14 protein-coding genes are annotated in these 17,468 nt (G+C 68.6%); 4 read left to right on the plus strand and 10 right to left on the minus strand.

The annotated features are described in order from the left end of the window. From N7640_RS21610 to N7640_RS21645, 8 genes are all read right to left on the minus strand, one after another. A partial coding sequence (locus N7640_RS21610; RefSeq protein WP_279906233.1) for an LLM class flavin-dependent oxidoreductase occupies window positions 1–495 on the minus strand: 495 nt, incomplete at its 3' end. Further along, window positions 492–1,892 (minus strand): acyl-CoA dehydrogenase family protein, encoded by a 1,401-nt coding sequence (locus N7640_RS21615; RefSeq protein WP_279902579.1) that lies wholly within the window; start codon window positions 1,890–1,892, stop codon window positions 492–494. The genes N7640_RS21610 and N7640_RS21615, both read right to left, overlap by 4 nt. A gap of 2 nt (window positions 1,893–1,894) precedes the next feature. After that, window positions 1,895–2,827: an ABC transporter permease gene (locus N7640_RS21620; RefSeq protein ID WP_279902365.1), complete on the minus strand. Its 933-nt coding sequence runs from the start codon at window positions 2,825–2,827 to the stop codon at window positions 1,895–1,897. Next, a complete protein-coding gene (locus N7640_RS21625; protein WP_279902364.1) occupies window positions 2,824–4,590 on the minus strand; it encodes an ABC transporter substrate-binding protein in 1,767 nt (588 codons plus the stop codon). The genes N7640_RS21620 and N7640_RS21625 overlap by 4 nt, the downstream gene beginning before the upstream one ends. 55 nt (window positions 4,591–4,645) lie before the next feature. Then, window positions 4,646–6,793, minus strand: coding sequence for a TonB-dependent receptor (locus N7640_RS21630; protein ID WP_279902363.1), 2,148 nt, complete (start codon window positions 6,791–6,793; stop codon window positions 4,646–4,648). Between the two features lie 979 nt (window positions 6,794–7,772). Then, window positions 7,773–9,497 (minus strand): ABC transporter substrate-binding protein, encoded by a 1,725-nt coding sequence (locus tag N7640_RS21635; protein WP_279902362.1) that lies wholly within the window; start codon window positions 9,495–9,497, stop codon window positions 7,773–7,775. Between the two features lie 14 nt (window positions 9,498–9,511). Beyond that, complete coding sequence (locus N7640_RS21640) at window positions 9,512–11,608, minus strand: TonB-dependent receptor (RefSeq protein ID WP_279902361.1); 2,097 nt, start codon at window positions 11,606–11,608, stop codon at window positions 9,512–9,514. A 99-nt stretch (window positions 11,609–11,707) separates the two neighbouring features. Beyond that, a complete protein-coding gene (locus N7640_RS21645) occupies window positions 11,708–11,887 on the minus strand; it encodes a hypothetical protein (protein WP_279902360.1) in 180 nt (59 codons plus the stop codon). Between N7640_RS21645 and N7640_RS21650 the strand changes: the two genes are divergently transcribed. From N7640_RS21650 to N7640_RS21660, 3 genes are all read left to right on the plus strand, one after another. Continuing rightward, window positions 11,886–12,572: an SDR family oxidoreductase gene (locus N7640_RS21650; RefSeq protein WP_279902359.1), complete on the plus strand. Its 687-nt coding sequence runs from the start codon at window positions 11,886–11,888 to the stop codon at window positions 12,570–12,572. The genes N7640_RS21645 and N7640_RS21650 overlap by 2 nt on opposite strands. A 128-nt stretch (window positions 12,573–12,700) precedes the next feature. Then, complete coding sequence (locus tag N7640_RS21655) at window positions 12,701–13,114, plus strand: DUF2000 domain-containing protein (protein WP_279902358.1); 414 nt, start codon at window positions 12,701–12,703, stop codon at window positions 13,112–13,114. Between the two features lie 26 nt (window positions 13,115–13,140). After that, on the plus strand, window positions 13,141–13,755 hold the full coding sequence (locus N7640_RS21660) for a LysE family translocator (protein ID WP_279902357.1): 615 nt from the start codon (window positions 13,141–13,143) through the stop codon (window positions 13,753–13,755). On the opposite strand, the gene N7640_RS21665 is transcribed toward N7640_RS21660, so the two are convergent. Together N7640_RS21665 and rlmKL are read right to left on the minus strand one after the other, a co-directional pair. Then, the gene (locus N7640_RS21665) at window positions 13,733–14,629 is read right to left on the minus strand and encodes a LysR family transcriptional regulator (protein WP_279902356.1); all 897 of its coding nucleotides are present in this window, start codon (window positions 14,627–14,629) and stop codon (window positions 13,733–13,735) included. The two genes, N7640_RS21660 and N7640_RS21665, sit on opposite strands and share 23 nt — an antisense overlap. A gap of 13 nt (window positions 14,630–14,642) precedes the next feature. Further along, complete coding sequence (gene rlmKL, locus N7640_RS21670) at window positions 14,643–16,835, minus strand: bifunctional 23S rRNA (guanine(2069)-N(7))-methyltransferase RlmK/23S rRNA (guanine(2445)-N(2))-methyltransferase RlmL (RefSeq protein ID WP_279902355.1); 2,193 nt, start codon at window positions 16,833–16,835, stop codon at window positions 14,643–14,645. Between the two features lie 396 nt (window positions 16,836–17,231). On the opposite strand from rlmKL, the gene rmf reads away from it, so the two are divergent. Continuing rightward, complete coding sequence (gene rmf / locus N7640_RS21675) at window positions 17,232–17,447, plus strand: ribosome modulation factor (protein ID WP_192319738.1); 216 nt, start codon at window positions 17,232–17,234, stop codon at window positions 17,445–17,447. The last annotated feature ends 21 nt before the right edge of the window (window positions 17,448–17,468 follow it).

Raw genomic sequence — 17,468 nt, forward strand, 5'->3', positions numbered from 1 at the left:
GTCCCACAGCTTCTGCACCACCTCGACGAATTCCTCGGCGCGGCCGTAGCGCTCGGCATGCAGCGCCGAACCCGCCTGGCCGAAGTTCTGCGCGGCGGCGTCGTTGTAGGTGGTGACCACGTTCCACGCCGCGCGCCCGCCGCTGACGTGGTCCACCGAGGCCAGGCGCCGGGCCAGGTTGAACGGCTCGTTGAAGGTGCTGGAGGCGGTGGCGATCACGCCGATGTGGCGGGTCGCCAGGGCGATGGCGGTGAGCAGCACGGTCGGCTCCAGCCGGCCCGAGGGCTGGCGGGACACGTCGCCGGCCAGCGCCGGGCCGTCGGCCAGGAAGATCGCATCCAGGGTGCCGCGCTCGGACACCTTGGCGATGTGGGTGAAGTAGTCGAGATCGGTCAGCGCATGGGCCGGCGCCTCGCCGGTGCGCCAGGCCGCGGCGTGGGCGCCGAAGCCGAGGATGTTCATGCCGATGCTCATCTGCCGCTTGCCGCCGCTCATGCCAGGTCCCCCTCGTTGACCGCCGGTTGCACCGGCTGCGCCGGGTCCTTCGCCTTGGCCTCGGCGAAGCGCTCGGCCCAGGCTTTGCTCGGCACGGTGCCATTGAGGTAGTAGTCGCCCAGGTAGGCCTCGCGCAGGATCGCCGGGTTGTGCGAAGCCAGGGTGCGCGCGTTGCGCCAGTGCCGGTCTAGGCGCCGCGCGCTGCTCGCGGCGGAAGCGCCGCCGACCTCGAACAACAGGGTGGTGGCCTCCAGCACCTGGCCGATGACGATCTGCTGCGCCTGGAAGGTGCGGATGTCGGCCTCGGCGTACTGCTCGGCCGTGGCGGTGCCGGCCAGCCAGGCGTGCCACAGCTGGTCCAGGCTGCGCGAGACCTTCTCGACCAGCGCCTCGCTGGCGAAGGCCAGGCTCGACAGGCGGCCGACCACCCGTTGCACCAGCGGGTCGTGGCGCGGGCTGGACTGGCCGGGAATGCCGAAGGTGCGGGTACGGCCCTGGACGAAGGCGATGGCGTCGCGCTGCACGGCGCGGGCGATGCCGGCCAGGGTGGCCAGGTGGACCTGCTGGTAGAAGGCGCTGATGTAGGAGTCGGTCCGTCCCTCGCCCAGCTTGAAGCGGCGGAATATCTGTTCCTCGCCGACCTCGACCCGCTCGAAGCGGGTGGTGCCGCTGGCGGTCAGGCGCTGGCCGAAGCCGTCCCAGTCGTCCAGGCGGGTGACGCCGGGCGCGGTGGTCGGCACGGCGATGGCCACGTGCTCGTCGCCCTGGTTGGCCGACACGGCGATCCAGTCGGCGTAGAGGGTGCCGGTGCAGTAGTACTTCTCGCCGTCGAGCAGCCAGCGTTCGCCGTCCTCGGTCAGGTTGACGCTGTTGCCGGTGGTCTCGGTGCGCTCGGCCATGGCCGCGCCGAACAGCTCGCCGGCGACCACGCGCTGGAACCAGCGCGCGTTGCCCTGCTCGTCCTCGTCGTTGAGGCGGCCCTCGACGAAGCCGAAGTGGGCGCGGAAGATCTGCGGCAGGTTGGAGTCGGCCTCGGCAAGGCGGCTGACCAGGCGGAACAGCTGCTCCAGGCTGGCGCCGAAGCCGCCGTGGCGCTGCGGCACGCGCAGGCGGCCGAAGCCGGCGTCGCGCAGCCAGTTGACCGCCTCGTAGGGCAGCTCGCGTTCCTGCTCGCGGGCGATGGCGCCTTCGGCGATGCGTTCGAAGATGGGGTTGAACCGGGCCAGCAGCTGGTCGTCGGTGGGCGCCGCCACGGCGTCGCTGGCCGTGAGCAGGGTCTCGGGCTCGCTGAAGATCATTTCGGAATCCTTGACGATGTCGTGAAGTTGGAGCGGGGACGGCGCGCTGTCTTCGTCGAACAGCGCGCGCAGTCGATGCAGGGCGATCTGGGTGCTCATGCTCATCGCGCGTTCACCCGGGGATCGATCAGCGGCAGCAGCAGGTCGACGACCAGGTTGACCACCACGTAGATCAGCGCCGCCAGCAGGGTGATGCCGAGCACCATGGGCACGTCCTTGCCGTTGGCCGCGTCGAGCATCAGGCGGCCCACGCCCTGGCGGGCGAACAGGGTCTCGGTGATCACCGCGCCGCCGAGCAGGCTGGCGAGGATGAAGCCGGACAGGGTCACCAGCGGGATCAGCGCGTGGCGCAGGGCGTGGCCCAGGCGCACGCCGGCCTCGGACAGCCCGCGGGCGCGGGCCATCATGATGAAGGGCTGTTCGAGGATGTCCTCTAGCTCCTGGCGCAGCACCTGGGTCAGCACCGCCGCCACCGGCAGGGCCAGGGTCAGGGTCGGCAGCACCATGGTCTTCCAGCCGCTGGAGCCGGTCGGCGGCAGCAGGCGCAGCTGGAACGAGAACACCAGCAACAGCAGGATGCCGAGCACGAACGAGGGCATCGACGACAGCACCAGCTCGGTGCCCGACGACAGCGCGCCGACGTGGCGGCCGCGGCGCGCGGTCAGCGTGGCCACCACCACCGACAGCAGCACCGCCACCAGGGCGGCCCACAGCGCCAGCCACACGGTGGCGCCAATGTGCTCGCCGATGGCCCGGGTCACCGGGATGCGCAGGCGGTAGGACTCGCCCAGGTCGCCCTGGGCCAGGCGCCCCAGGTAGCTGGCGTACTGCACCACCAGCGGCTGGTCCAGGCCGTATTCGCGGCGCACCTGGGCCAGCGCCTCGGCCGTGGGCATCGCATCCGGCCCGCCGAGGATGGCCAGGGCGGGGTCGCCGCCGGTGACGTTGAGGCCGACGAAGGTCAGCGTGGCCGCGCCCCACAACACCGCCACGCCCGCCAGCAGGCGCAACAGGACCCGTCGCAGGACGATCATGGCCGCTCCTTGTCCAGCCAGACGCTGGTGAAGAAAGGCGTGTTGTGCGAGGTGTCGAAGATCAGCCCCTTCACGTACGCATGGTGGGCGACGATGTGGTGGCTCTCGTAGGACGGCGCCGCCGGCACCAGCTCGGTGAGGCGCCGCTGGGCCTGGCCGTACAGGCTGCGCAGTTCGTTCTCGTCGGTGCTGCGCCGGGCGCGGGACAGCAGGTCGTCCAGCTCGGCGTCGCGCAGGCGCGAGCTGTTCTGGCCGATCAGCTGCGGCGTGGAGATCGAGGCGCTGTGGTAGAGGATGAACAGGCCGTCCGGCGTGTTGGTGTGCCAGTAGCCGCCGCCCAGCGCCTGGTAGTCGCCGGCGTAGCGACGGTCGGTGGCCTGGGCCAGGGGCAGCACTTCCAGCTCGATCTGGAAACCGATCTTCTTCGCGTCGGCCTGGATCGCCACCGCCACGCTGCTGGGGAACGCCGGGTTCTCGCTCATCAGCAGGGTCGCCGCCAGGCGCCTGCCCTCCTTCACCCGGTAGCCCTCGGCGTCGCGCTCGCCCCAGCCGGCCTCGTCGAGCAGGCGTCCGGCCTCGGCCACGTCGTACTTCAGCGACTCGGTGAACGAGGGGTCGTAGAAGCGCGAGTTGGCGGCCAGGAAGTCGCTCTTCGGCTGGTATTCGCCGAAGCCGACGATCCAGGCCAGGCCGTCGCGGTCCACCGCCCTGGTCAGCGCCCGGCGCACCCGCACGTCGTCGAACGGGAAGCGCTCGACGTTGAAGGTCAGGCTGCGGAACGGGTTGCCCTTGCGGATGCGGCTGTGCAACACCAGCTCGGGGTTGGCGCGGATGGCCGCGGCGTTCTGGGTCGGCGCGTCCAGGGTGAAGTCGTGCTGGCCGGACAGCAGCGAGCTGTAGCGGATCATCGACTCGGGGACGAAGGTCAGCTCGATGCGCTCCAGGTACGCCGGGCCCTGGTGCCGGGTGACCGGCGGCGCCCAGGCGTAGTCCTCGCGGCGCACGAAGGTGGCGCCCTGCTCGCGGGTGTAGCTCTCCAGCACGAACGGGCCGGAGCCGATCGGCCGCTCGGCGATGGATTTCGGGTCTTCGAGGATCTGCTTCGGCGAGATCATACTCAGCCAGGACTGGGCCAGCACGTCGAGGAACGGCGAGTACGGCTCGCGCAGGGTCGCCTCGAAGGTGAACGGGTCGACCACCCTGCCCTGCAGGTACGGCGCGATGTAGGCCGCCGCCAGGGGCGATTTGGTGGCCGGATCGCGCATGTGCTCCAGGTTGACGCGCACGGCCTCGGCGTCGAACCGGGTGCCGTCGCTGAAGGTCACGTCGTCGCGCAGGTGGAAGGTGTACACGGTGCCATCCGCGGAAATCTCCCAGGACTTGGCCAGCCAGGGCGAGATGCGTCCCTGCTCGTCCTGGTAGACCAGGCCGTCGTAGACGATCCGCCCCAGCCACTGCACGTTGCCGTGGGCGATGGAGTGGACGTCGAAGGTGCCGGTATCCAGCGTCACCGAGGCGCGCAGCACGCCGCCCGGCTTGCCCGGCCCCTGCTCGTGGTAGTCGCTGGCCGGGTAGCTGAGCAGGCCGTCGACGACCTGGCCGCTGGCGGGCGCGGCGCCGGTGCCGGTGCCCGCCTGGCCGGCGGTGGGCTCCTCGGCGGGCGAGCAGCCGGCGAGGATCAGCAGGGCACCGAGCAGCGCGCCGAATCGGCGCAATGCGCCGGCCGGCCTGCCGTGGGAGCCTGTGCCTGGAGTTGGTTGCATAACGCGGTTTCCTGAAAGTGCGGTGAGCGGCCGCGGGAGTGCCCGCGGCCCGGGTTCAGAAACGCAAGGCCACGCCGGTGAACGCGCCGAAGCCGTCGCCCGAGTAGAGCGCCGCCGCATCGTTGCCGCGGGCGTTGTAGATCGGGCTGATGGTGGTGGCGTAGTGCTCGTCGGTGAGGTTGCGCAGGTCGAGGAACACCTGCCAGCGCTGGCCCGGCTCCTCGTAGCCGAGCTTGGCGCCGAACACCGTGTAGGACGGGGCCTGGAACGAGTTGGCGTAGTCCACCGGCGTGCTCGACGCCGTGCGCACGTCGACCCCGGCGTAGAAGCCGCTGGCGTGCTGGTACTTCAGCTCGGCCTGGTAGATGTGGCGCGGCAGGCCGGGCAGCTCGTTGGCGCCGAACTCGTCGTCGTTGCGGTAGTAGAAGTCGTTGAAGGTGTAGGCCTGGCGCAGCACCAGGGTGTCGCCGCGCACGCCCCGCCACAGCTCGGCGTCCAGCCCCGCCTCGACACCCTGGTGGATGGTCGCGCTGGCGTTGGAGGTGGAGGTCACCGCCGGCGAGTTGCCGCGGGCCGGGATGATCTCGACGTTGAGCAGCTCGTCGTGCAGCCAGCTGCGGTACAGCGCCAGGCTGCCGGACAGCGGGCCGCGCGCGCCGCGGATGCCGATCTCGACAGTGTTGCCCTTCTGCTCCACCAGGGTCTTGGCGTAGTTGTTGGTCGGGCCGGACGGCGAGATAGACCAGGCGCTGGGCGGGTCGATGGAACGGCTGACGTTGCCGAACAGCTGGATGTCCGGGGTCAGGAAGTAGCGCAGGCCGAGGCGCGGCGCAAGGCTCCAGTTGTCGTACTTGTAGTGCTGCGGGTACGGGCTGGTGTTGGCCCGGTCGGAGAAGTTGACGTCCACGTCGCGGCGGATGTTGACCAGGGACAGGCCGCTGGACAGCCACAGGCGCTCGGTCAGCTCCAGTTCGTTGCCGGCGGCGAACACCGTGTCGAACGAGCCGCTGTAGTTGGTCTCCTTGAGCAGCTTGCGGCTCACGCCGTCGTAGGTCTTGACCTCGGCGCGGTCGTGCAGGGTGTTGCTGAAGCTCAGGGTGGTGTTGCTCTGCAGGCCGAACAGCCGGTCGCTGCGCAGGTAGCGCAGGGAGCTGTTGAGGTCGCGCCACTGCCAGTGGTTGGGGATCACCGGGCTCTTCTTGCCGAGGATCTGGCGGTAGTTGTGGTAGACCAGGCCCAGTTCCACCTGCGAGTCGTCGTCGAGGGTGTAGGTGGTCTTGCTGCCGACCCAGATCGAGCCGTTCTTGGTCGAGTCGCCGCGCTGGGCGACGGTGGTCGGGTTGGGCTGGCTCGGGTCGTCCTTGAGCTGGGCCCGGGTCAGGGTGCTGGCGTTCTCGTGGTACTGCTCGCGGTAGCGCACGATCAGGCGCGTATCGAGCTTGGGACTGAAGCGGTAGCCGAAGTTGGAGACGACGCCCTTGGCCTTGTTGAAGGTGTAGTCCTGGTAGCCCTCGCGCTCGGAATTGGACAGGCTGATGTAGTAGTCGGCGTCGTCCACCACGCCGCCGGTGCTCAGCTGCTGCTTGCGCCAGCCGAAGCTGCCGGCCTCGAAGCGGGCGTAGTTGCCCGGCGAGCTGTGGCCAGTGTGGGTGACCATGTTGATCGCGCCGCCCAGGGACAGCGCGGTGTAGTCGAAGGCGTTGGCGCCGCGCAGCACCTCGGTGTAGTTGACGCCGGACATCTCCAGCAGCTCGTAGGGCGTGCCGCCCGGTCCGGTCAGGGCGAGGCCGTCGAACAGGAACTTGGTGCCCTCGCGGAAATAGCCGGGCGAGGCGTTGGCCCCCGAGCCACGGATGGAAATCTTGATCGCATCGTTGCCGCCGGCGGCCTGGGCGATCACCCCGGGCTGGAACGCCAGCACGTCTTCCAGGGTGGAAGAGCGGCCCTTCTCCACCTCGGCGTTGTCCACCAGGCTCGTGCCCCCGGCGACCTCCTCCAGCTTGACCTTGGCCTTCTGCGCCTCGGTCTTCTGCTCGCCCCGCACCACCACGGTCTCCAGCCGCTGCTCCTTCTCGCTCGCCGGCTCAGCGGCGCTCGCGCCCTGGCCCGCAGCCATCATCAGAGAACCGATGCCCACCGCCATCCACAGCGGACTCGGTTTGCCCTTTTCACTCACTTCCCCCATCAAAGAAACCCAGCGCACCTAAACTTACTCCTATAAAGACAAGGTCATGTCGATGAGCTTCTTGTTGTTGTGTAGCTCTCTTACCTGTCCATTTAGCAAGCGCCGTTCCAACTTATAAAAACCAGCAAAATCAGTATCTTGAGAAAACTCACGAACAAACTTGAATTCGATTCGGATAACAGAATGTTGAACAACTGTTTTTCGGCGAACAGTGGTTTCGGTTATATGCTTGTGCGCGAAAAACAGCAGGTGCTGTTTTATTCGCCAATAAACAACTGGAAAACACAAAGTCCATGCTCCGCGCAGGAGTGGGTTAAGGCCTGTGCCTAACCCACTTCTGCGCGTCGCGTGGTCATCGCTGGAGCTGCCTGCCCCTGGATTCCCGCCTGCGCGGGAATGACGGTTTCGGAAGAAACTCCCCCCTACCTCGTCATCCCCGCGCAGGCGGGGATCCAGAAGGGGTCAGGAGCTACGAACAGGTAACGGGTACACAGCTTTTCATTGGCCATGCCCACGCTTCGGGTTGCAGACAGCTGCCCGCCCCTGGATTCCCGCCTACGCGGGAATGACGGCTGCGGAAGAAACCCCACCCCTACCTCGTCATCCCCGCGCAGGCGGGAATCCAGAAGGGGTCAGGGGGCTACAGCAGGTAATGGGTACACAGTTTTTCATTGGCCATGCCCACGCTTCGGGTTGCAGACACTACAGCTGCCTGCCCTGGATTCCCGCCTGCGCGGGAATGACGGCTGCGGAAGAAACTCCACCCCTACCTCGTCATCCCCGCGCAGGCGGGGATCCAGAAGGGGTCAGGAGCTGCAACAGGTAACGGGTACACCGCTTTTTCATTGGCTATGTCCCCGTTGCGTGTTGGTGGCGCAATCCTGCGTTTGTGGGAGCGGCTGGGCGGCATTCCGATTGGCCGCGACATTCGCGGCCAAGGCCGCTCCCACAAGGTATGCAGCGACTCACGGGGACATCGCCTTTTCATTGGTCCCGCCTAGCGTCCCTCCTCGTCCAGCCAGGCCCCCGTGAAGATCGGCGTGTTGTGCGAGGTGTCGTAGATGATCCCTTTCACATGGGCGCCCCGCGCGGTCAGGCTGTGGTTCTCGTACAGCGGCACACCGGGCACCAGTTCGGTCAGCCGCTGCTGGGCCTGGCTGTACAGGCTGCGCAGCAGCGCGTCGTCGGCACTGCGCCGGGCGCGGCCGAGCAGGTCGTCGAGGAGCGGGTCGCGCAGGCGCGCCACGTTCTGACCGATGCGCCTGGGCGAGATGATCTCGTCGCTGTGGTAGAGGATGTACAGGCCGTCCGGCGTGTTGGTGTGCCAGACGCCGGAGCCGGTGGCCTGGTAGTCGTTGGCGGCGCGCCGCTCGATGATGTGCAGCGGCGGCAGCTGGGCGATGCGCAGGGCGAAGCCGATCTTCCTCACGTCGGCCTGGATCGCCACCGCGTCGGTGGTCGTCACCAGCCCCTCGGCCAGCAGCACCTCGGCCTCCAGCCGCCTTCCCTCCTTTATCCGGTACCCCTGCGCGTCGCGCTCGTGCCAGCCCGCCTCGTCCAGCAGCCGGCCGGCGGCCTCCGGGTCGTGGCGAAGCGCATCCTGGAAGGCCGGGTCGTAGTAGCGGGTGTTGGCGGCCAGGAAGTCGCTCTTGGGCCTGAACTCGCCGAAGCCGCTGATGCGCACGATGCCCTCGCGGTCCACCGCCAGGGCGAAGGCCCGGCGCACGCGCACGTCGTCGAAGGGAAACCGCTCGGTGTTGAAGGTGATGCCGCGATTGGGGTTGCCCTGGCGGATGCGGCTGTCGAACAGCAGGCGGTCGTCGGCGCGGATGGCCGCCGCGTTCTGGGTCGGCGCGTCCAGGGTGAAGTCGTACTGGCCGGCCGCCAGCGAGGTGTAGCGGATCAGCGGCTCGGGCACGAAGTCGATGTCGATCCGCTCCAGGTAGGCCGGCCCCGCGTGGCGCAGATGATCGGGTGCCCAGTGGTAGTCCTCCCGGCGCACCAGGCGGATGCCCTGCTGGCGGGTGTAGCGCTCCACCACGAACGGGCCGGAGCCGACCGGCGCCTCGGCCAGCGCGCCTGGGTTCTCCACGATGGCCCTGGGCGACAGCATGGCCAGGTAGGACTGGGCCAGGACGTGGAGGAACGGCGTGTACGGCTCGCGCAGGTGGGCACGGAAGGTGAAGGCGTCGACCACCTCGCCGTCCACGTAGGGCGCGATGTAGGCGGCGGCCAGCGGCGCCTTGGTGGCGGGGTCGCGCATGTGCTCCAGGTTGACCCGCACCGCCTCGGCGTCGAAGCGGGCGCCGTCGCTGAAGGTAACGTCGTCGCGCAGGTGGAAGGTGTAGGTCCTGCCGTCCTCGGAGATGTCCCACGACCGGGCGAGCCAGGGCGTGACCCGGCCCTGCTCGTCCAGGTAGACCAGGTTGTCGTGGATCAGTCGGCCCAGCCACTGGGTGTTGGTGTGGGACAGGGCGTGCAGATCGAGCGACCCGGTGTCCAGCGCCACGGACACCCGCAAGGTGCCCCCGCGCCGGCCCGGCGCCTGCTCGAAGTAGTCGCTGGCGGGATAGATGGCGCTGGCGGGCGCCGGCCCGGCGGTGCCCTCCTTGTGCCCCGGCTCGTCGCCGCAGCCCGGCAGCAGCAGCGACAGCAAGGCCAGCGCCACCAGCCAGGTCCAGGCGCGGCGGAGGTTTTCTGTGAACTCGACGGTATCCTGCATGGCGGCGGCCCCGCTCAGTCGAAGCGGTACGAGGCGCCGGCGTACACGCCGAAGCCGTCGCCGGGGTAGAAGTTCGGCGAGTCCACGCCCTTGAGGTCGTAGGCGGTGTTGGCCGCCGTCGCGTAGTGCTCGTCGGTGAGGTTGCGGGCGTCGAGGAACAGGCTCCAGCGCTCGGCCGGGTCGTCATAGCCCAGCTTCGCGCCGAACAGGGTGTAGGACGGCGCCTTGAGCGTGTTGGCGTAGTCCACGTAGTAGGCGGAGGCCAAGCGCAGGTTGAGCGACGCGTAGAAGCCCTGCGGGTGTCGGTATTCCAGCTCCGCCTGGTAGACGTGGCGCGGTAGGCTGGGCAGCTCGTTGTCGCCGAAGGCGTCGTCGTCCCGGTAGAAGAAGTCGTTGAAGGTGTAGGCCTGGCGCAGGGTGACGCGATGGCCGCCGGCGCCCTCCCAGAGCCGGGTGTCGAGCCCGGCTTCGAGCCCCTGGTGGATGGTGTCGCTGGCGTTGGCGTTGGCCGTCACCGCGTCGGCGGTGGGCGTGGCGGGGCTGATGACCACGGTCAGCAGCTCGTCGCTGATCCACGAGCGGTACAGCGCCAGGGTGCCCTCGAAGATGCCGGCCGCGCCGCGGATGCCGAACTCGGCCGTGGTGCCCTTCTGCGGGTCGAGCGGGCGCAGATAGGGGTTGGCGGTGCTGCCGTGCTGCCAGGTCACCGGCGGGTCGATGGAGCGGCTGACGTTGGCGAACAGCTGCACCTCGGGGCTGAGCTGGTAGCGCAGGCCGAGGCGCGGCGCCACGTGCCACTCGTCGTAGCTGACGCGGTCGGGGAAGTCGCTGGTGTTGGCGTTGATCGAGTACTTGATCCGCGCAGTGCGGTCGATGTTGATCAGCGACAGGCCGGACGACAGCCAGTAGTCCTCGGCCAGCTGCAGTTCGTTGCCCAGGGCGAGCACGGTGTCCCGCGAGCCGGTGTAGTCGGTGTAGCGCACCTTGGTCCAGTCGCTCTGGCGGTAGCCGGTGACGTCGCCGTCGATCAGGCGGGTGTCGCTGAAGGTCAGGGTGGTGTCGCTGGGCAGGCCGAACAGGCGGTCGCCGCTGCGCAGGTAGCGGATCACCGTGCTCAGGTCGGTGGAACGCCAGTCCTGCGCCGTGGCAGCGTAGCGCCAGCCGTTGAGCAGCGGGTAGTTGTTGTAGCCGAGGCCGACTTCCAGCCTGGAGTCGTCATCGAAGGTGTAGGTGGTCTTGCTGGCGACCAGCGTCGTGCCGTCCTTGCGGCGGTCGGACAGCAGTCGGTTGTGGCTCGGGTCGTCCTCGATCTGCGCCTTGGTCAGGGTGCTGCCGTTGAGCAGCCGCTCCTCACGGTAGCGAACGATCAGCCGGGTATCCAGCCGGGGACTGAACGCATGGCCGAAGTTGGCGATGAAGTCCTTGCCGCGGTTGGGCGTGTCGTCCTGGAAGCCGTCGCGCTCGTTGTGCAGCAGCGAGACGTAGAAGTCGCTGTCGCCCGACACGCCGCCGTAGCTGAGCTGCTGCTTGTGGTAGCCGTAGGGGCCGACGTCCAGGCGCAGGTAGGCGCCCGGCGAGGTGTAGCCGGTGTGGGTGACGAAGTTGATCGCGCCGCCCAGGGACAGCGCCGTGTGGGCGAAGGCGTTGGCGCCGTAGAGCACCTCGGTGTGGTCGACGCCGGCCATGTTCAGCATGTCTTCCTGGGTGCCGCCGGGGCCGGTGATCGGCAGGCCGTCGTAGAGGAATTTGATGCCCATGACGTAGCCCTGGTAGAAGGTGTTGAGGCCGGAACCGCGGATGGAGATTTTGTTGGCGCCGGTGCCGCTGGTGGCCTGGGCGAACACGCCGGGCTGGTAGGCCAGCACGTCCTCGGCGTTCTGCGCCCGCCCCCGTTCGACTTCCCGGTTGTCCACCACGCCGACCGCGCCGGCCACCTTCTTCAGTTCCTGCTTCGCCTGCTCGGCCTCGCTGGCCTTGCTGCCCTGCACCACCACCGTCGCCAGGCGCGGGTCATCGGCGGCGTGGCCGGCGCCGGCCGTGGCCGCCAGCAGGCTTCCGAGCGCCCATGTGGCCACCCGCCCCGGTCGTGATTCGCGTGCTGCCCTGTTCATTCGCTCCCCCTTGCATATGTTGTTGTCGAAGATGCGGCGCATCCCTCGCCGGGTCCTTGAGCAACCCATGTGCCATGAGGTTTTTTCCTTGCGGGACAGTCACTTGCCGACGACGGCCAACAGTTGCCGATAGGCCTGGCGGAACAGCTTGCTGAAAGGCTGTTGTCCGCCGGACAAAGCCCACACGATGCCGATGGCGATTGCGCCGGCCCCGCCGACGGCCGCGCCGCCTGCGCTACCATGGCGCTTCCCCTTGCCACACACAGGAACCGCGACCATGCAGCACGTCCTCATCGCCGGAGCCTCCCGGGGCCTCGGTCTCGGCCTGGTACAGGCCTTTCTCGCCCGGGGCGACCGGGTCCACGCCATCGTGCGCAGCGCAGGCAACGCCGCGCTGGCCGAACTCGCCGCGCGCCATCCCGGCCAGCTCCAGGTGCAGATCTGCGATCTGGCCGGCGAACGGGCGGCGGTCGAGATCGCGGACGCCCTGGGCGACGCCCGTCTCGATGTCGCGCTCTTCAACGCCGGCATCTCCGGCCCGGCCCACCAGGACGAGCGCCAGGCGACCCGCGACGAGCTGGCCGAGCTGTTCCTGGTCAACGCCATCGCCCCGCTGCGCCTGGCCAAGGCCCTGGCACCACGCGTCGAACGCGACGGCGTGCTGGCCTTCATGAGTTCTCAGATGGGCAGCGTGGAACTGGCCCTCTCCGCCAGCATGCCGCTCTACGGCGCCAGCAAGGCAGCGCTGAACAGCCTGCTGCAGAGCTGGAGCCACTCGGCCGAGCCGCCGTCGGCCACGCTGCTGGCGCTGCATCCGGGCTGGGTGAAGACCGACATGGGCGGCACCGGCGCGCCGCTGAGCGTGGAGCAGAGCGTCGCCGGCCTGGTGACCACCATCGCCGCCCACCGGGGCGCCGGCGGCTGCCACTTCGTCGACTACCAGCGCCAGACCCTGCCCTGGTAAGGGCCGGAATCAAAGACAGCCTTAGAGGATTGCCCGTTAATCCGCCGGGCCTTTCCCGATAACGTTGCGCTCACCGCCCGGCCGGCGAACACGGCCGGGCTCTCGCGAACGAGCTATCGAGAAAGCCCATGCCCGACCACAAGTGCGTCATCGTCATCGACGAACACCTTCCCCTCGGCGTCATCGCCAACACCGCCGCCGTGATCGCCGCCAGCCTCGGCAGACTCTACCCGGAGATGATCGGTCACGACCTGGTCGATCACCGGGGCCAGGCGCACGAAGGCATCACCACCCTCGCCCTGCCGATCCTCAAGGGCACCGCCGAGCGGCTCAAGCACATGCGCGAGCAGTTGCGCGAATTCGAACCGGAGCTGCTGGTGGTGGACCTGATCGACGCCACCCGCACCACCCGTTCCTACGAGGAGTACGCCGCCGTGCTGGCCCAGGGCCCGGACGAGGCGATCCGCTACCAGGGGCTGGGCCTGTTCGGCGACAGGCAGCTGGTGACCCGGCTGACCGGCAACCTGGGACTGCTGCGCTGAGCGCGCGGCTTTAGAGGAGATCGCCCATGGAACCGACTCTGATCCTGGCGATGGGCCTGTTCGCCCTGGGCATGTCCATCTCACCCGGCCCGGTGAACATGGTGATCGTCGCCTCCGGCGCCAACCACGGCTTCCGCCGCACCCTGCCGTTCGTATCCGGCGCCACTCTGGGCTTCACCCTGCTGCTGGTGTTCGTCGGCTTCTGGTTTCTCGCGGTGATCGAGCACTACCCGCTGTTCTTCCGCTACCTCGGGGTGGCCGGCTCGCTGTTCATCATCCACGTCGGCTACCGGATCGCCACGGCGCCCGCGGAGCTGGCGGTGGCGCGCGCCGAGCGGCCCGGCTTCGTCCAGGGCGCGCTGCTGCAGTGGCTCAATCCCAAGGCCTGGATCGCCTGCGCCTCCGGCGCGGCGCTGTTCGCCAGCCCGCACACGCCGGCGCTGCTGATCGCCTTCGTGGCCATCTACTTCGTCGTCTGCTACCTGTCGCTGGCGGCCTGGGCGGTGCTCGGCGACCGCCTCTCGCTGCTGCTCGGCAGCCGGCTGCGCATCCGCCTGTTCAACCTGGCGATGGGCGGCACGCTGATCGCCACCGCCGGCTACATGCTGTGGACCCAGCTCACTCCAGCGAGCGGGAGCTGAAGGCGTCGTAGAGGCGGTTGATCAGGGTGTAGGCGATGCTGCTGGTCGACACGTTGGACGGCCACACGGCATAGACCTTCAGCGGCTCCAGCGCCCACTCCGGCAGCACGGCCACCAGCTCGCCGCGGCGGATGGCCTCGTCGGTCAGGTAGTTGGGCGGCGCGGCCAGGCCGACGCCCAGGCAGGCCAGCCGGCAGGAGGCTTCCACATTGTCCACCCGCACGCCTGGGGTGTAGGCGACTTCCGCCTCCTCGCCATCGACGTGGCGGAACACGCGCAGGTTCGGCCGCATGGTCAGGCCGATCCACTTCATAGAAGCCAGGTCGCTGGGGTGGCTAGGCGGCGCGTAGCCGGCGAGGAACTCCCGGGTCGCCACCACCCTGCGCGGCAGCACGAACAGGTGGCGCGCCTTGAGCGAACTGTCCGGCAGCTCGCCGATGCGGAAGGCGACGTCGATGCCCTCGCCGATGATGTCGTTGCGGCTGTCGTCGCAGGCGATGCTCAGCACCACCTCCGGGTAATCCCGGGCGAAGGCCGCGATGTGCCGGGTGAAGTCGCTGTTGATGAACAGCGCCGGCATGGCGATGCGCAGGTTGTCGCGGGTGGCGACGGAGCGCTGCTTGAACTCGATCACGCCCTTCTCGTACAGCTCCAGCATCGACCGCGCCGTTTCCAGCAGGCCGGCGCCGTCCTGGGTCAGCGACAGCTTGCGGGTGTTGCGGTAGAGCAGCGCGCAACCCAGGTTCTTCTCCAGCCGCGACAGGTGCAGGCTGGCGGTGGCGCTGCTCAGCCCGAGGGCCTCCGCGCCGCCGGAGATGGAGCCGACCTCGGCGATCTTCGCGAACACGATCAGGTAGCGGATGTCGTCGATCATCGGCGGCGGTCCGTCAGCCCTTGGCGGTCAGGCGCCAGGCCCGGTGGATCTTCGGGTTGCGGGCGAAGTCCTGGTCGAGGGTCTGGCCGCTGATCTCCTCCACCGCGTAGCGCTCGGCCAGGCTCTCGTCGAGCTGGAACTTGCGGAAGTTGTTGGAGAAGTACAGCACGCCGCCCTTCGCCAGCCGGGCCATGGCCAGGTCGAGCAGGCGCACGTGGTCGCGCTGCACGTCGAACACCCCCTCCATGCGCTTGGAGTTGGAGAAGGTCGGCGGGTCGATGAAGATCAGGTCGTACTCGCCGCGGTCGCCTTCCAGCCAGGCCATCACGTCGCCCTGCTCCAGGCGCTGCTTGTCGGAGAAGCCGTTCAGCGACAGGTTGCGCCGCGCCCAGTCCAGGTAGGTCTTCGACAGGTCGACGCTGGTGGTGCTGCGCGCACCGCCCCTGGCCGCATGCACGGTGGCCGTGGCGGTGTAGCAGAACAGGTTGAGGAAGCGCTGGCCGGCGGCCTCCTTCTGGATGCGCAGGCGCAGCGGGCGGTGGTCGAGGAACAGGCCGGTGTCCAGGTAGTCGGTGAGGTTGACCAGCAGGCGCACGCCGCCCTCGTTCACCTCCATGAACTGGCCTTGCGCGGCCTGGCGCTCGTACTGCTTGGTACCGGCCTGGCGCTCGCGGCGCTTGATCACCACCTTGTCCGGCGCGATGCCCAACGCCACCGGAATGGCGGCCAGGGCGTCGAGCAGGCGCGCCTGGGCCTTGTCCGGGTCGATGGAGCGCGGCGGCGCGTACTCCTGCACATGCACCCAGTCGCGGTACAGGTCGATGGCCAGGGCGTACTCCGGCATGTCGGCGTCGTACAGGCGGTAGCACTCGATGCCGGCCTTCTTCGCCCACTTGCCGAGGGTCTTGAGGTTCTTCTGCAGGCGGTTGGCGAACATCTGGCCGCCTTCGGACAGGCGCGCCGGCTCGCTGGCCACCGGCGCGGCGGCGCCCTCCTCGCCGGCCTGGCGGCGGTCGCCACGCTCACCGGTGACGAACTGCTGCGGCAGCACCTTGAACAGCAGCAGCTTGCACGGCAGCGCGCCGTTCCAGAACGCGTACTGCTTGTGGCTGCGCAGGCCCATGCGCTTGCCCAGCTCCGGCGCGCCGGTGAACACCGCCGCCTCCCAGTTCAGGCAGCTCTGGCGCAGGCGCTCGCCGAGGTTCTGGTAGAGATACAGCAGGCTCGCCTCGTCGCCCAGGCGCTCGCCGTAGGGCGGGTTGCTGACGATCAGGCCGGTCTGGTTCTTGTCCGGGCGCGGCTCGAAGGTCGCCAGCTCGCCCTGGTACAGCTTGACCCACTCGCCCAGGCCGGCGCGGTCGATGTTGTTGCGCGCCGGCTGGATCAGCCGCGGATCGGCCTCGTAGCCGCGAATCCACAGCGGCGGCCTGGCCAGGCCGGCGGCGGTGCGTTGCTCGGCCTCGGCATGCAGCTTCTTCCAGATCGCCGGCACGTGGCCCAGCCAGTCGGAGAAACCCCAGCGCTCGCGGCGCAGGTTGGGCGCCATGTCGGTCGCCATCATCGCCGCCTCGACCAGGAAGGTGCCGACGCCGCACATGGGGTCGGCCAGCGCGCCGCCCTCGGCGGCGATGCGCGGCCAGCCGGCGCGGATCAGGATGGCCGCCGCCAGGTTCTCCTTGAGTGGCGCGGCGCCCTGCTGCAGGCGGTAGCCGCGCTGGTGCAGGCTGTGCCCGGAGAGGTCCAGCGACAGCACCGCCTCGCCCCGGTCCAGGCGCAGGTGCACGCGCAGGTGCGGGTCGACCTTGTCGATCGAGGGACGGGTGCCATCGGCGGTACGCAGCTTGTCGACGATGGCGTCCTTGACCTTGAGCGCGCCGAAGTGGGTGTTGTCGATGCCGGCGCCGTGGCCGCTGAACTCCACCGCCAGGGTGCCGGCCGGGTCCAGATGCTCGGCCCAGTCCACCGCCAGCACGCCCTGGTACAGCTCCTCGGCGTTGCTCACCGGGAAGCGGCGCAGCACCAGCAGCACCCGGTTGGCCAGGCGCGACCACAGGCACAGGCGGTAGGCCACCTCGATGGGGGCGAAGCCGCGCACGGCGGCGGTCTGCTCGCGGGCTTCTTCCAGCCCCAGGCCGCTGGCTTCTTCGAGCAGCAGGCCTTCCAGGCTCTTGGGACAGGTGAGGATCAGTTCGTAGCGGTCAGACATGAGGTATCCAGTAATCGGGCGCCAGCCCATGTGGCGGAAGGTCGCATTCGCGACCCTTCGTCGGAATAAAAGAGCCATACAGACGAGAGCCATTCGCAATGGCAATACGCCTGCCTGCCCCGCCGAGACTCCCCAACCACGCGGCCCAGGGCAATCGGCGAACGAAAAAAGAGTTGAACCTTATGGCTCCCATCCCACTCGCGTTACGTCCTTATGACAAAACGATCATTCACAGGGTGGAAGGCATTCGCTAGAAATCAACCCAGGTCGACACCGCAACGGTGCCGACGAGGTGGCCCGCCACGCCGGCAGCGGGCCCCGCTGGCAGAGCATTCTCTGCCCGGCCCCATCAAGGGGCCAACGGGACATAACAGTCAACAGTGAGGGCAACACCCTATGAGAAGACTTAAGCGTGATCCGTTGGAACGAGCATTCTTGCGCGGCTATCAGCACGGCATTCATGGCAAATCCCGCGATATGTGCCCCTTCACCCACCCCTCCACTCGGCAAGCCTGGATCAACGGCTGGCGGGAGGGCCGCGGTGACAACTGGGACGGACTGACCGGCACCGCCGGTATCCACAGACTCAACGAACTTCACGCCGTCGGCTGAATCAGGATCACCCCGACTTCA

Source organism: Pseudomonas sp. GD04015, from assembly GCF_029837675.1.
In the GTDB taxonomy this organism is placed as follows: domain Bacteria; phylum Pseudomonadota; class Gammaproteobacteria; order Pseudomonadales; family Pseudomonadaceae; genus Aquipseudomonas; species Aquipseudomonas paralcaligenes.